This window comes from Aquamicrobium lusatiense (assembly GCF_014201615.1).
GTDB classification, from domain to species: Bacteria; Pseudomonadota; Alphaproteobacteria; order Rhizobiales; family Rhizobiaceae; genus Mesorhizobium; species Mesorhizobium lusatiense.
Genome location: NZ_JACHEU010000001.1, coordinates 2011880 through 2025824 on the forward strand (window position 1 = coordinate 2011880; position 13945 = coordinate 2025824).

At 62.6% G+C, this 13945-nt stretch carries 14 protein-coding genes; 7 read left to right on the forward strand and 7 right to left on the reverse strand.

Annotation, left to right across the window (positions count from 1 at the left end; genetic code table 11):
* Positions 1-66: 66 nt before the first annotated feature.
* Together HNR59_RS09605 and HNR59_RS09610 are read right to left on the reverse strand one after the other, a co-directional pair.
* A complete protein-coding gene (locus tag HNR59_RS09605; protein WP_183829165.1) occupies positions 67-1068 on the reverse strand; it encodes a P1 family peptidase in 1002 nt (333 codons plus the stop codon).
* Positions 1068-2126, reverse strand: coding sequence for a branched-chain amino acid ABC transporter substrate-binding protein (locus HNR59_RS09610; protein WP_183829168.1), 1059 nt, complete (start codon positions 2124-2126; stop codon positions 1068-1070). The genes HNR59_RS09605 and HNR59_RS09610 overlap by 1 nt, the downstream gene beginning before the upstream one ends.
* A 181-nt stretch (positions 2127-2307) precedes the next feature.
* Here HNR59_RS09610 and HNR59_RS09615 point away from each other — a divergent pair, with 181 nt between their 5' ends.
* From HNR59_RS09615 to HNR59_RS09625, 3 genes are read left to right on the forward strand one after another with little or no spacing between them, the layout of a single operon-like run.
* On the forward strand, positions 2308-2805 hold the full coding sequence (locus HNR59_RS09615) for a flavin reductase (RefSeq protein ID WP_183829171.1): 498 nt from the start codon (positions 2308-2310) through the stop codon (positions 2803-2805).
* A 57-nt stretch (positions 2806-2862) separates the two neighbouring features.
* A complete protein-coding gene (locus HNR59_RS09620) occupies positions 2863-3909 on the forward strand; it encodes an XdhC family protein (RefSeq protein WP_343060765.1) in 1047 nt (348 codons plus the stop codon).
* The gene (locus HNR59_RS09625) at positions 3906-4787 is read left to right on the forward strand and encodes an alpha/beta hydrolase family protein (protein WP_246374550.1); all 882 of its coding nucleotides are present in this window, start codon (positions 3906-3908) and stop codon (positions 4785-4787) included. The genes HNR59_RS09620 and HNR59_RS09625 overlap by 4 nt, the downstream gene beginning before the upstream one ends.
* Positions 4788-4796: 9 nt before the next feature.
* Here the strand turns inward: HNR59_RS09625 and HNR59_RS09630 are convergent, their stop codons facing one another.
* Both HNR59_RS09630 and HNR59_RS09635 read right to left on the reverse strand, forming a co-directional pair.
* Positions 4797-5855, reverse strand: coding sequence for a DUF1176 domain-containing protein (locus HNR59_RS09630; protein WP_343060766.1), 1059 nt, complete (start codon positions 5853-5855; stop codon positions 4797-4799).
* A gap of 204 nt (positions 5856-6059) precedes the next feature.
* On the reverse strand, positions 6060-6224 hold the full coding sequence (locus HNR59_RS09635; protein WP_183829173.1) for a hypothetical protein: 165 nt from the start codon (positions 6222-6224) through the stop codon (positions 6060-6062).
* Between the two features lie 202 nt (positions 6225-6426).
* On the opposite strand from HNR59_RS09635, the gene HNR59_RS09640 reads away from it, so the two are divergent.
* The 4 genes from HNR59_RS09640 to HNR59_RS09655 all read left to right on the forward strand — a co-directional run bounded on the left by HNR59_RS09640 (position 6427) and on the right by HNR59_RS09655 (position 8797).
* Positions 6427-6885 carry a hypothetical protein gene (locus HNR59_RS09640; protein WP_183829176.1) on the forward strand — a complete coding sequence of 153 codons (459 nt, stop codon included), beginning with the start codon at positions 6427-6429 and terminating at the stop codon, positions 6883-6885.
* 91 nt (positions 6886-6976) lie between these two features.
* A complete protein-coding gene (locus HNR59_RS09645; RefSeq protein ID WP_183829179.1) occupies positions 6977-7225 on the forward strand; it encodes a ParB N-terminal domain-containing protein in 249 nt (82 codons plus the stop codon).
* Positions 7226-7362: 137 nt separating this feature from the next.
* Positions 7363-7557 carry a hypothetical protein gene (locus HNR59_RS09650; protein WP_183829183.1) on the forward strand — a complete coding sequence of 65 codons (195 nt, stop codon included), beginning with the start codon at positions 7363-7365 and terminating at the stop codon, positions 7555-7557.
* Positions 7558-7762: 205 nt separating this feature from the next.
* Positions 7763-8797 carry a glycoside hydrolase family 25 protein gene (locus HNR59_RS09655; protein ID WP_183829186.1) on the forward strand — a complete coding sequence of 345 codons (1035 nt, stop codon included), beginning with the start codon at positions 7763-7765 and terminating at the stop codon, positions 8795-8797.
* 20 nt (positions 8798-8817) lie between these two features.
* On the opposite strand, the gene HNR59_RS09660 is transcribed toward HNR59_RS09655, so the two are convergent.
* From HNR59_RS09660 to HNR59_RS09670, 3 genes are all read right to left on the reverse strand, one after another.
* Positions 8818-9180: a ribbon-helix-helix domain-containing protein gene (locus HNR59_RS09660; RefSeq protein WP_183829189.1), complete on the reverse strand. Its 363-nt coding sequence runs from the start codon at positions 9178-9180 to the stop codon at positions 8818-8820.
* Between the two features lie 44 nt (positions 9181-9224).
* Positions 9225-9785 carry a DJ-1/PfpI family protein gene (locus tag HNR59_RS09665; protein ID WP_183829192.1) on the reverse strand — a complete coding sequence of 187 codons (561 nt, stop codon included), beginning with the start codon at positions 9783-9785 and terminating at the stop codon, positions 9225-9227.
* A gap of 215 nt (positions 9786-10000) precedes the next feature.
* The gene (locus tag HNR59_RS09670) at positions 10001-13765 is read right to left on the reverse strand and encodes a vitamin B12-dependent ribonucleotide reductase (RefSeq protein WP_183829195.1); all 3765 of its coding nucleotides are present in this window, start codon (positions 13763-13765) and stop codon (positions 10001-10003) included.
* Positions 13766-13945 lie beyond the last annotated feature (180 nt).

Sequence of the window (13945 nt, forward strand, 5' to 3'; positions counted from 1 at the left end):
CGATAATGCGAGGATCAGGATAGAGACGCGGCCTCCGTGCGTCCAGCCATCATGGGCATGGGACGCTCAGCTGGCCGACCACACCGGAAACGGATCGCCTTCCGCGGCCGTGGCCGCATGGACCCCACGCGCGATCGCCCGCGCCATGGTGGCGCCGGCCACGGCGCCGAGCTCGATGGCCTGTTCTGGCGAAACCGTGGTGCCGCTGCGCCCCGTCGCCAGCGCGAAGACCAGATCGCCGTCGAAGGGGGTGTGGCTTGGCCAGATCGCACGGGTGAAACCGTCATGGGCGGCGATGGCCAGCCGCTTCGCGGCGGCTTTGGTGAGGACCGCATCCGTGGCGATGATGGCGATCGTGGTCGCTGCGCCCTGCGGTTTTTCGCTGAATTTCAGGCGGATTTCGCGGGCATCCTCCGGCATCGGCGAAGGCATGCCGAGCCCACCGAACTCCTCGCCGATTTCAAAGGGCGCGGCCCAGAAGTGGCGGCTGCGCCCCACCGTCACCGATCCCAGCGGGTTGACCGCCACCAGCGCGCCGACGGTGATGCCGTTGTCGAGAACCGTCGAGGCCGAGCCCAGCCCGCCCATCAGGCCTGCGGTCATCGCGCCGGTGCCCGCACCCTGCGTGCCGATGGCGAAATCCGCGGCGGCGAGGCGGGCCGCTTCATATCCGAGTTCGCGATAGGGCGGATAGCGACCCCAGTCCTTGTCGCCGCCATTGGTGAGGTCGAACAGGATGGCGGCCGGGACGATCGGCACGACCTGATCCTGCACGGTAAAGCCGACACCCTGTTCGCGCAGAAAGGCCTGCGTTCCGGAGGCGGCATCGAGCCCGAAGGCGGAACCACCAGCCAGCACCACGGCATTGACGGCCTCGACCGTGTTGTGCGGCTCAAGCAGATCGGTTTCGCGGGTGCCGGGTGCGCCACCCAGAACCTGCACAGCGGCCACGGCCGGTTCGTCGCACAGCACGGCGGTGACGCCGGACCTGATGCGCAGGTCAGCGGCATTGCCGACGCGAAGCCCGGCAACATCGGTGATGAGGTTGCGCGCACCCGTGCGGAACATCACGGAACCTCCTGTTCAACAAAACGCCGCCCGTCGAAACGGAACAGGCGATAGGGGCTTTGGGTCAGGTCGCCCTTTTCATCGAAACGGATCTGGCCGATGGCTGTCGAAAACGCCTGTTGCGACAGAGCGTCCGCCAGCGGTTTGTCGATTTCGGCTGCCTGTTCGGCAATCTGCACCGCCGCATAGGCCGGCAGGGCATAGCCCTCGGCAAGCACGCCGGCGGCATTGAATGCTTCAATCACATGCGGGTCGGCCACTTCCGACCATTCCGGCAGGCCGATCATCAGCGTCCCGGCCGCGAGCGGAACGTCTGCGACGGCGGCGCGCAGCGCCTCGCCTCCGGCGAAAGTGATGCCGGCATCCAGCCCGGCGGCATCGCGCGCCATGATCGCGACGTCCTCAGCTTCGCCGCCGACGAACACATGCGTGGCGCCGGCGCGGCGCAACCGACCGACAATGGCGATCTGGTTGTCGAGGCCGGGCCGGAACGTGTCCGTGAAAACCGGCTTGAGGGCGGCCTGTTCGGCCTGCGCGCGCAACGTCTCCGCCAGTTCACGGCCGTAGATCGTGCCGTCGTCGACAATAGCGAAATGCTGATCCTTCCACAGCCTGGTCAGGATCGAGGCGACCGCGTTGCGCTCGCCGTCGCCGCGAGGTCCGAGCCGGAAGACCGGCCAGCCGCTGCGGGCGCGCTGGTCGGTCAGGCTGTCGGCGCGCACGCCGATGGCGATGATGGGAATGCCTGCTTCCTTCAGGATTGGCGCTGCCGCCTCGATGGATTCGATGCACAGAAACCCGATGGCCACCTTCACCCCGGCCTGCACCAGCGTTCTGGCGGCGTTTGCACCGCCCTCGGCCGTGCAGGCGTCGTCGGCGATGGTGAGGCTGGCCTGTTTGCCGGCGGCAAGCGTGGCGCCGGTCAATATCTGCTTTCCAAGCAGTTCCGAAGGACCGGAAAGCGGCGCGACAATCCCTGCTGCAGGCTGCTCCGCATGGGCGCTGCCGGTGAGCATGAGGCCGGTCAAGGCTGCTGCAAAGGCCTGTGCAATGCGCATTGGTGCCGAAATATATCCCTGAAGGGTCCGTGCGTGTCCGCTTTGCTGTAGAGGTTGCAGACTTCTTAAGCAACATGGCACAGGGTAAGGGACGAAACAGCCCGTCTCGCCCGCCGGCCTTGCTTGTGGCCTGTGAGCGACCGCCTTATATAACCGACTGTCGCAAACTGGATTTCCGCTGGTGCTGAAGAAGAACGATATCGGACCACAGGCTTATCGCGATGCGATGGCCCAATTTGCCGGACACGTCCATATCGTTACCACCGATGGTCCGGCCGGGCTCCGAGGTGCCACGGTAACTGCGACCTGTTCGGTATCCGACACGCCGCCGATCGTTCTGGTGTGCCTGAACCGGGAAAATCCCAAGAACGAAATCTATCTGGCCAACGGCAACTTCGCGCTCAATACTCTGGGCGAGCAGCACCGTGCGCTTGCCGCCTCCATCTCCGGCCAGACCGGCATCGCCGATATGGCCGAGCGTTTCAGGGCAGGGAAGTGGGACCGGATCGCAACGGGAGCACCGACGCTTGAGGATGCCGTGGCTGTGTTCGACTGCGAACTCATCGACACCAAGGATGTCGCCACACATCGTGTCCTGTTCGGGCGTGTGGTTGGCTTGCGGATAGGTGAGGCCCAGCGGCCGTTGATCTATCACGATCGCCGGTACGACGTTCTGTAGTGCGCGTCACATCCGGACCCGCGCTGTAACGGCTTGATTCAAGGGGAGAAGCAAGGCGTGGGAGTGCCCGAAAACATTGAGGAAATTAACGATCCGCTTCGCGTCGCGGAGGAATGGCTGAAGCAGGGGCGGCAAGTGGCGCTTGCCACTGTCATCGAGACATGGGGCTCGGCGCCGCGTCCCCCCGGCAGCCATCTGGTCGTTGATGCAGACGGCAATTTTCAGGGCTCCGTTTCCGGAGGCTGCGTCGAGGGGGCGGTTGTCTCCGAGGCGCTTGACGTGATTGCCGCTGGCAGCCCAAAGCTGCTTGAGTTCGGTGTGACCGATGAGACGGCATGGCAGGTCGGGCTGTCCTGTGGTGGACGCATCCGGGTGCATGTCCGAAAGATCGGAGCTCCGGAACAAGGCAATCTGGAAACGCTGAACGCTGCCCGCCTCTCGCGCAGGGCGGTGCTTGTTGCGACCGATCTGGCTGATGGGACAAACAGCCTGCTTCGGCAGGGCGATGCCGTCGACGCGGCGATGAACGACGCCGTCGAACAGGCGCACCGTACCGGAATATCCCGCAGCGTCGAAGTTGGCGGCAAAACCCTGTTTCTCAATGCTTATGTGCCGCAGCCGCGACTGGTTGTCGTCGGCGCCGTGCATATCACGCAGGCTCTGGTGCCCATGGCGCGTCTTGCCGGCTATCCGGTCGAGATCGTCGACCCGCGAAGCGCGTTCGCAACGCCCGAGCGCTTTCCGAACGTGCCATTGCATGCGCGCTGGCCGCAGGAAGTATTGCGGGCGGACGTCCCGCTGGACAGTTACACGGCCCTTGCCGCGGTTACGCATGATCCGAAGATCGATGATGTTGCGGTTCGCATCGCGCTGGAAGCCGGCTGCTTCTACGTTGGCGCGCTCGGCAGCCGCAAGACGCACGCCGCCCGAGTCGCCCGACTTGCGGCTGCGGGTCTGAGCGCGGAAAGCGTGGCACTTGTGAGCTCTCCGATCGGCCTGAACATCGCGGCGGCCAATCCGGCCGAGATAGCGGTCGCCATACTGGCCGAAGTCATCCAATCGTTCCGCCTGCGTGGTTTCCAGGCGCGGGACGATGCGGCATGAGGAGCGTTTTCGTTCCGCTGCTGTCCCTGCTGCTGCTCGCCGCCTTTCCGGCCAGCGCCCGATCAGCAACGCTGAAGCCCTACAAGGACGACCTGTTCGCCTATCCCGCCCTCTTGTCGGGTAAGCCCGGCGATCGCTATCTGGTCGTCGATTATCAGGAAATGCGCGACATCAACGGGCGCGACCAGATACCCGAGCGCAGGGTGAAGGGCGCCTATGTATCGACCGGCGTGCGCAAGGTTCAGAAGGATCTGGCGCTGAAGACGGAGGCTGGCACCATCCGCCATTTCGCCGTGGGGCGCACCGATGATGCCAGTCTCATCGTGCTTTATCTGCACGGGCAGGGCGGAAGCCGCCGTCAGGGGATCGACGATTTCACCTTCGGAGGCAATTTCAATCGCATCAAGAACCTGATGGCGCAAAATGGCGGACTTTACCTGTCGCCTGATTTTTCCGACTTCGGCGACAAGGGCGCCGCCGAGATCGCGGCCCTGATCGGCCACTACCGGGCGCGCTCGCCGGGGGCGAAGATATTCGTGGCCTGCGGCTCCATGGGAGGTGCGTTGTGCTGGAAACTGGCATCCGGCAAGGGTGAGGGGGCTGCGGTGGACGGGCTGCTGCTGCTGGGCTCCCTGTGGGATGAGAGCTTTCTGTCCAGCCCCGCCTTTCAGCGGCGCGTTCCGGTTTTCTTCGGGCAGGGCAGCCGCGACCCGGTGTTCCCGGTGGAAAAACAGGAAGCCTTCTTCCGCGCTATTCTGGCAAAGTCGAAGAATTACCCCGCGCGCTTCGTGCGTTTCGAGACGGGCACGCACGGAACCCCGATCCGCATGACGGACTGGCGTGAAACGCTCAACTGGATGCTTTCCGAAACCAGGTAAGCCGGCGGCTCAAGGTGCCGAATTGTAGTCGAGCACGCTTTGCGGGTTGATCTCGCCGTCATAGGACGCATCGACATCGTACTGGACGAGCACAAATTTGCCGTTCCTGAACAGCCACGTCCCTGACGAGGAAGCGTCGCCGACACCGCGCCATTTGGCATGCGAGATAATCGTGTGGCCGGCTTCGTCATAGTCGGCATTCACCAGCTCATCCGTGACATTGTACCCGATGACGTTCACCGCCTCGAGCTCGCCCTCGGGATCGTTGTTGGCGTAGTGAATGTCGAGATCCGGCTCGGAGAACTGAAGCTGGCGCACGCCGCCGTCCTCGTCGGATATCAAGAAGGCGAATGTCTCGTTGTAGGCGCCGCGCATGCACAGGAAACGGAACAGCCGCGCTTGCCTTTCCGCATCGTCGGTTTTGGTGCTGTAGCGGATGGTATAGGCGGACGGCTCCTGCGCCTCATCGCCCGAGGTGAGGGCGGCATCGCAACGATCGCCATAGTTCGCTGCGAAAACGATCCTGGCCTTCTCAAGCAGCGTGTCGCGCTCGGGAACCATCTGGCCATCCTCGCAGCTTGAAGGAAGCGCCTTGTCGAAATCCGATGTACTGGGCTCCAGCGCTCCCTTTTCGATATGCAGCGGCCTGAAGGGCGGTTCCTGCGTCTGGGCGCTGAGCTGGCGCAGCGTGTAGCAGCCGGCGAAAACCTTGTGGCTGCCATCCTCCTGCTCGGCGCGGATCGCCACAGGCAGGGTGTAATAAATGCTGCCGGCAGCACCTTCCTCCAGAACACCGCCGGTTTCGACATCGACCGAAACCGTGCCTTCATAGCCTCCGGCAAAGCTCTCAAAGTCGGCCGCGGGCTTGGTTTCGCCGAAATAGTCCCAGGCGCGCGCATATTCGTGGCGATTGATGGCGCTGTAGAGCGAACGGATCAACGCCGCGGGATCGGAACGATCATCGATATAGGGGGCATCCGTCTGCGCTGCGGCTTGTGATGAAACGGCCGGTATCATCACGCAACCGCCGAGAAGCGCCACGAAGGTCCGCGCCAACATTTCTTTCATGAGGCTTTCTCCTGCCCGAGCCGGTCGCCGGAATGGTTCCGGTGCTGACGAATCACGAATTTCCGTCCGGAATTTCGCGAAAACAAGGCAACTGACCGTCTCATGAAGCGCCGGAACGGCTGCCGCAAAAACAAGCGAGGTGCCTCAGGACAAGCTTATGCGACGAGTCAGCGATTCGCCATGCAGCGGCGCGGCGGCTCATGATCAGCGCAGCGACATCTCGCGGGCGATTCGGGGGAAGTCAGCCGGTTTGATGCCTATATCGGCGCGGTCGGCATTGCTCATTGCGTTGAGCAGGGCGAGCGCCGTGCGGTAGCGCACTTCTTCCTGAGGGCGGGGGCGCGCGAAAAGTTCGGTGACAAAACCCATGACAGGGCTCCTGCATTGTCCTCCCGCTTGGCTTTCAATATACATTGTTTGTGACAATTGTGCGGTGCAGCATTCGCATGGCAGATATGCAGGGGCACAAATTAAAGTTCTTCCCACATAAGGCATCCATTTTTAACCGGCGGGCAATAGAATCCGCATCCGTGAGAAACGGGGGGAGGCTGCCATAGCCAGCAGCACCAAAATGGATTTTGCGTCTTTGCTGGACGATCTCTTTGCGCCCCCTCGCGAGGAGGAGCCGGCAGCGCCGTTGCCGTCCATACCATTCGATTATCTGGCTGTGGTGGAAGAATTGCATTCGGGACGAATCAAAGTTTCGGATGAGGCTCTGGCTGCCCGGTATCTGGAAAGCGAAGCCGACACCGGCCTTGATTTTTCCGCTCTTCTCGATCAGGCGCGGGCCGCACTTGCTGGCGAAGCGCCATCCCAGCGCGAAGAACTGCCCTCCATCGATCCGGATCGCATCGCGGCCGAGCTTGGCCTTGGCGAACCCGCGGTTAACCTGCGCGAGGTGCGTCGCCGGTTCGCTCTGTCGAATCATCCGGATCGAATGCCGCCGCATCTGCGCCATCGCGCCATGATCCGCATGCAGATCGCCAACATGCTGATCGATGAAGCGGGCCTGAAGAAGAAAATACGCTGAGCCCGTATCGCGTTGCCGTCATTGCATCGGCCACTTACATTGCTCCTGCCGAAGGTGGCCTTTCGCTGCCCGGAGAAGAGGGCAGGCCGATATGATGAAAATCCAGAAAGTGCCGGTGGACGACATTTACGTCCCGGCTGCACGTCGCAAAACGCTGCATCCTGAAACAGTTCGCCATCTGGCCGAAGACATTCTCGAAAACGGCATGAAAACGCCTGTTCAGGTCCGCCATGATGGCAAGCGGTACATTCTGGTGGAAGGCTTGCACCGGCTGGAAGCCGCCAAATGGCTGGGCGAGCCTGCGATCGACGCTTATCTTGTGCAGGCCAGAAAGCACTAAGCCGACGAAGCAGCGGCTCCCCGGCACTGCAAAATTTCACGCATTTGCCATAGCTTAGTCGCCTTGGTGCCATTGGCGCGTCAAGATTGGGTTCCTATCTATGACCCATCGGCGGGGGCCGAATAAAGAGGCACGATATGAGCGCGACACAGAGCAGGCTTGATGAATTGCTGGACGATCCAATGGTCCAGCTTGTCATGCAACGCGACCGGGTAAGCCCGAAAGGCCTGCGCTGGATGCTGGAGCGTGCCCGTGCCCGTATCGAAGATCCTTCGCTGCCGCCGGCCTATATGGTGGCGCGTGAATGCTGCGAGCAGAACATCGGTTGCTGAAAACCTTCCCGCCTCCCTTCAGCCGATACACCGGGTGGAGGGAGGCAGTCAGTCAGGAAAGAATCGGGTGTCTTTTCGCGTTCGCCCGCAAAAGTTAAAAATTTGATTCAAACTTTGTTGGTAATTCATCCTTCATAATTGTCTGCGAGTTCCGGAGTGGCTCCAGTCTGCCGGCCGGCCGATGTGTTTTGCGTACAGGTCCCGGATGCGTTCTTCAGCTTACCTTGCTCTTCTCGTTCTCGGTCTTGGTGTCTCCGGCTGCTCATCGAGCGTCGGCATAGAGGACATTGTTCCGCGTCCGTCGCAGGAGACCACCAGTTCGATAGCGCGGCCGCTGACACCCTCGGCCAGGGTTGGAAATGCTGCTCAGATTGCAGATACGTCTGCGCAAAACAACAACTCCGATGCGCTGGCAGCGCTGGTCGAAAGCGAGAGCCAATCGGATTCCGGCTTCGCCATGCCGTCTCTTGAGACGGCTGCGCTCGTGCCGACGCCCCGGCCGGCGACAAAGTCGCAAAAAGCCATCGATGCGGTCATTCATCCCCAGCAGTTCCGCGATGCCAAGCCGATCAATTTCGGCAAGGTCGCCCCGCGCCATTATGCAGTGCACGGCGTCGATGTCTCGCGCTGGCAGGGCGAGATCAACTGGCCCAAGCTGCGCAGCCAGGGCGCCAATTTCGCCTTCATCAAGGCCACCGACGGCGGCGATCATCTCGATCCGATGTTCATGAAGAACTGGAACGGCGCGGCTGCGGCCGGCATCCGGCGCGGTGCCTATCACTTCTTCTACTGGTGCCGCCCGGCCAGCCAGCAGGCGGACTGGTTCATCCGCAACGTGCCGAAGGTTGCAGGCGCGCTGCCGCCGGTTATCGACGTGGAATGGAACGGTGAATCGCGCTGCCGCAAGCGCCCGTCTCCGGCACAGGTGCGCGAGAAGATGCAGGTCTTCATGGACCGGCTGGAGCGCCACTATGGCCAGCGCCCGATCATTTATACCGCCCCCGACTTCTACGCCGACAACCTGAAGGACGCGTTCCGGGACTATCCATTCTGGCTGCGCGCCGTCGCCCAGCACCCCTCCAAGGTCTATCCCGGCCGCAAATGGGTGTTCTGGCAGTATTCGGGGTCCGGCCTGTCGCACGGGGTCAAGGGCAACATCGACCTCAACGTGTTCAACGGCACCGAGGCGCAATGGCGCAACTGGGTGAGCGGGCGGCAGCTTGTGGCGGACGCGAACTGAACCATTACGGGCGGCGCCGGTCAGTTGACGATGCGGCTGCGGCGCATGTTCTCCCGCGAGAGAATATCGGCCGCCGGATGGCTGGCAATCGGCACGCCGATGTCCGCAGATACGTCGCCGGCGGCGATCAGCGCGTGATAACGCGCACAGCAGACGCGCAGGAATGACGTGAAATTGCCAAGGTCGTGATCGGCGTCCATGGCTTCGTGCCACAGGCGGGTGATGAGCTGCGCGACGCTCATGCCGTCGCGCAGCCCGATCTCGGTCAGCGTGTCCCAGAAATGGTTCTCGATGCGGATTGAGGTGGCCACTCCATCGATGCGCAGGCTATGGGTACGGCTTTGCCACTGGCTGGCATCAGCCTTGATGAAAAGCTCACACATCGCGGACCACCTCCTCAAGAGCCGCAAAGACAGGCGCGCACTGGCTACAGAATGGCGAGAAACTGCTTCAGCCATGCCGGATGTGCCGGCCATGCCGGTGCGGTCACCAGATTGCCATCGGTTACCGCTTCTGTCACCGCAATATCGGCGAAGGTGCCGCCCGAGGCGGTGACCTCATAGGCGCAGGCCGGATAGGCCGAGCAGGTGCGGCCCCTGAGCACGCCTGCCGCGGCCAGAAGCTGCGCGCCGTGACAGATCGCGGCCACCGGCTTGCCGGCATCGAAGAAGTGCCGGACCATGTCGAGCACCTCGTTGTTCATCCGCAGATATTCAGGCGCGCGACCTCCGGGAACGACCAGCGCGTCATACACGGTGGCGTCGGTCTCGCTGAAAGTGGCGTTGAGTGCGAAATTATGACCGGGTTTTTCCGAATAGGTCTGGTCGCCCTCGAAATCATGGATCGCCGTTTTGACCGTATCGCCTGCCTTCTTGCCGGGACACACGGCATCCACCTGATGTCCCGTCGCCAGCAAGGTCTGGAACGGGACCATGGTTTCATAATCCTCGGTGAAATCGCCGGTAATCATCAGAATTCTGGCCATCATCTATCCTCCTCTGCCGATGGAGCAGGCAGGATAGGCGCGATACTGCGGAAGCGGGTATTACCCGCATACTACGCCGGTGGCCGTCGCCGGGCCCGTTCGGCGGATCGAACCTGACGTCCGGGTGCAGGTGCTGCGCTTTTTTCATCTCCAATGACAAAACGGCCCGCCTGAAAGACGGGCCGTTTCCATCACTTTAGTCGATTGCCGCGCGGGCCTTAGCTGCAGCCGCTGGTTGCGCCGCAGGTGTCGCACTTCTCGCAGGTGCCGTTCCGCACCATGGTGAAGTTGTGGCACTCGGAGCATTCGTTGCCCGTATAGCCCTGCATCAGCGACTGCTGGCGGCGGGCGGCGGCGAGCTTCTTGGCATCGGCTGCTTCCCGGGCGGCAGCATCGGTGAACAGGACTTCGGCCGTGGCCTCCGGAGCATCTTCGGTCGCTTCCTTCGCCTGCTCCTCAAAGTCGCGCTTGAAGGCGACGGCGCCGTCTGTGGCCAGTTCGCTCTTCAGGGCAGTCGCACCCGACGAGATCGGATGGACGTTGGAGGCGAATGCGGTCGGCGCGGTGCGCTGGGCCTTGTCGCCCGAGCCGCCGCCCATGCCCTTCGGCTCGCTGCTGACCAGCTTCACGGTCGAGGCGCCGCGCACCAGACCCTTGGAGAAGGGCAGGGCCTTGCCTTCGGTGATGCCCTTGCCGAGCGACGTGTTGGAGAAGTCGGTATCGACATGGGCAAGATCGTTGCGCGCCAGATAGGAGACCGCCAGCTCGCGGAACACATAGTCGATGATCGAGGTGGCGCTCTTGATGGCGTCGTTGCCCTGCACCATGCCGGCCGGTTCGAACTTCACGAAGGTGAAGGCCTCGACATATTCCTCCAGCGGCACGCCATATTGCAGGCCGAGCGAAATGGCGATGGCGAAGTTGTTCATCATGGCGCGGAAGGCCGCGCCTTCCTTGTGCATGTCGATGAAGATCTCGCCGAGGCGGCCATCGTCGAACTCGCCGGTGCGCAGGTAGACCTTGTGGCCGCCGACGACTGCCTTCTGGGTGTAGCCCTTGCGGCGGTTCGGCAGCTTCTCTCGGTCGCGCACCACCTTTTCGACCACGCGCTCGATGATCTTTTCCGTCACTTCCACGGCGCGGGCAGCCGCCGGAGCGGCAACCAGAGCCTCGACCGCATCGTCCTCTTCCTCCTCGTCGGAGATCAGCGAAGCGTTGAGCGGCTGCGAGAGCTTGGAGCCGTCGCGGTAGAGCGCGTTGGCCTTCAGCGCCAGTTTCCACGACAGCATGTAGGCGTTCTTGGCATCCTCGACCGTCGCCTCGTTGGGCATGTTGATGGTCTTGGAAATGGCGCCCGAAATGAAGGGCTGCGCCGCGGCCATCATGCGGATGTGGCTCTCGACCGACAGGTAGCGCTTGCCGATCTTGCCGCACGGATTGGCGCAGTCGAACACGGCCAGATGCTCATCCTTCAGGAAGGGCGCGCCTTCCAGCGTCATCGCACCGCAGACATGGATGTTGGCGGCCTCGATCTCCTTCCTGGAGAAGCCAAGCGCCGGCAGGACCTCGAAGGAGAAGTCGTTGAGCTGCTCGTCGGTGAAGCCGAAAGTCTCCTTCAGCCAGTCAGCGCCCAGCGTCCACTGGTTGAACACGAACTTGATGTCGAAGGCCGATTTCAGCGCACCGTTCAGCGCCTCGATCTTCTCGTCCGTGAAGCCTTTTGCCCTGAGCGTTGAAGGATTTACGCCCGGAGCCTGATTCAGATTGCCATGACCAACGGCGTACGCCTCGATCTCGGCGATCTGGCTCTCGGAGTAACCCAGCGTGCGCAGGGCTTCCGGCACGGCCCGGTTGATGATCTTGAAGTAGCCGCCGCCGGCCAGCTTCTTGAATTTCACCAGAGCGAAGTCCGGCTCGATGCCGGTGGTGTCGCAGTCCATGACGAGGCCGATGGTGCCGGTCGGCGCGATCACCGTTGCCTGCGCGTTGCGATAGCCGTGCTTCTCGCCAAGTTCGATGGCTCGGTCCCATGCGGCGCGGGCATGTTCGACCAGTTCCTTCTGGCTGACATGTTCGGCATTGAGCGGCACCGGGTCGACAGCCAGCTTCTCATAGCCATTGCTCTCGCCATAGGCGGCGCGGCGATGATTGCGCATGACGCGCAGCATGTTTTCGGCGTTGCGCTGGTAATCCGGGAAAGCGCCCAGTTCGCCTGCCATCTCGGCGGAGGTGGCGTAGGAAACGCCGGTCATCAGTGCGGTCAGCGCACCGCAGATGCCGCGGCCTTCATCGGAGTCGTAAGGAATGCCGGAGGTCATCAGCAGGCCGCCGATATTGGCGTAGCCGAGGCCGAGCGTGCGGTACTTGTAGGACAGTTCAGCGATTTCGCGCGACGGGAACTGCGCCATCATGACCGAGACTTCGAGCACGATGGTCCATAGCCGCACGGTGTGCTCGTAGGCGGCGATGTCGAAGGTGCCATCCTGGTTGCGGTAGGGCAGCAGGTTGACCGAGGCCAGGTTGCACGCCGTGTCGTCGAGGAACATGTATTCCGAGCACGGGTTGGAGGCGCGGATCGGGCCGGCGGCCGGGCAGGTGTGCCAGTCGTTCATGGTGGTATTGAAGTGCAGGCCGGGGTCGGCCGAGGCCCATGCCGCGTAGCCGATCTTCTCCCAAAGGTCGCGGGCCTTGAGGGTCTTCGTCACCTTGCCGTCCTTGCGGGCGGTCAGGTGCCAGTCGCTGTCGTTCTCGACCGCACGCAGGAAATCGTCCTTGAGCGAGACGGAATTGTTCGAGTTCTGGCCCGAAACGGTCAGGTAGGCTTCCGAATCCCAGTCGGTGTCGTAGGTGCTGAACTCGATTGCCGTGTAGCCCTGCCGTGCGAACTGGATGACGCGCTGGACATAGTTTTCCGGCACGGCGTTCTTCTTCGCAGCCTTGATCTCGCGCTTCAGCGCCGTGTTGATCGAGGGGTCGAAGCAGTCGTCGTCCTGACCTTCGCAGTTCACGCAGGCCTTCATGATCGCGTCGAGATGCTTGCGCACGATCTTGGAGCCGGTGACGAGGGCGGCAACCTTCTGCTCCTCCTTCACCTTCCAGTCGATGAAGGCCTCGATGTCGGGATGGTCGGCATCGACGATGACCATCTTGGCCGCGCGGCGCGTGGTGCCGCCGGACTTGATGGCGCCGGCGGCGCGGTCGCCGATCTTGAGGAAGCTCATCAGGCCCGACGACTTGCCGCCGCCGGAAAGCTTTTCGCCTTCGCCGCGCAGATGCGAGAAGTTGGAGCCGGTGCCGGAACCGTATTTGAACAGGCGCGCCTCGCGCACCCACAGATCCATGATGCCGCCTTCGTTGACGAGGTCGTCGCCCACGGACTGAATGAAGCAGGCGTGCGGCTGCGGATGCTCATAGGCAGATTTCGAGCGGGTCAGCTTGCCCGTGAAGGGGTCGACATAGAAGTGGCCCTGACCGGGACCGTCGATGCCGTAGGCCCAGTGCAGGCCGGTGTTGAACCACTGCGGAGAGTTCGGCGCCACGCGCTGCGTCGCCAGCATGTAGGACAGCTCGTCTTTGAACGCCTGCGCATCTTCCTCGCTGTCGAAATATTTGCCCTTCCAGCCCCAGTACGTCCAGGTGCCGGCCAGACGGTCGAAGACCTGACGCGCGTCGGTCTCGGAGCCATAGCGCTCGCCTTCGGGCAGTTCGGCGAGGGCGGCCTCGTCGGCCACCGAACGCCACAGGAAGGAAGGAACGTCGTTCTCCTCGACTTTCTTCAGGCGCGCGGGAACGCCGGCCTTGCGGAAATATTTCTGGGCGAGGATGTCGGCGGCAACCTGACTGAACTGCGCCGGCACATCGATGTTGTCGAGCCTGAACACAACCGAGCCGTCGGGGTTCTTGATCTCCGACAAGGCCTTGCGGAACTCGATCTCCGCATAGGGAGACTGACCCGCTTTTGTGAAGTGCCGTTCGATGCGCATCTGGTTTCTTCCTTCATCTATATATAGCGCGTTTCAGGGCGGCCGCCCAACCGGTTTTCCGCGGGACTGGCGCTGATCCGGACAGACTGCGCCGTCGCGGATCTGCTCCGCTTTCCCTGACGCGATTTGAAACCGGATGCACCAGCAATTCCGGGACAGTCGAAGCCGTCCGCATGCCGT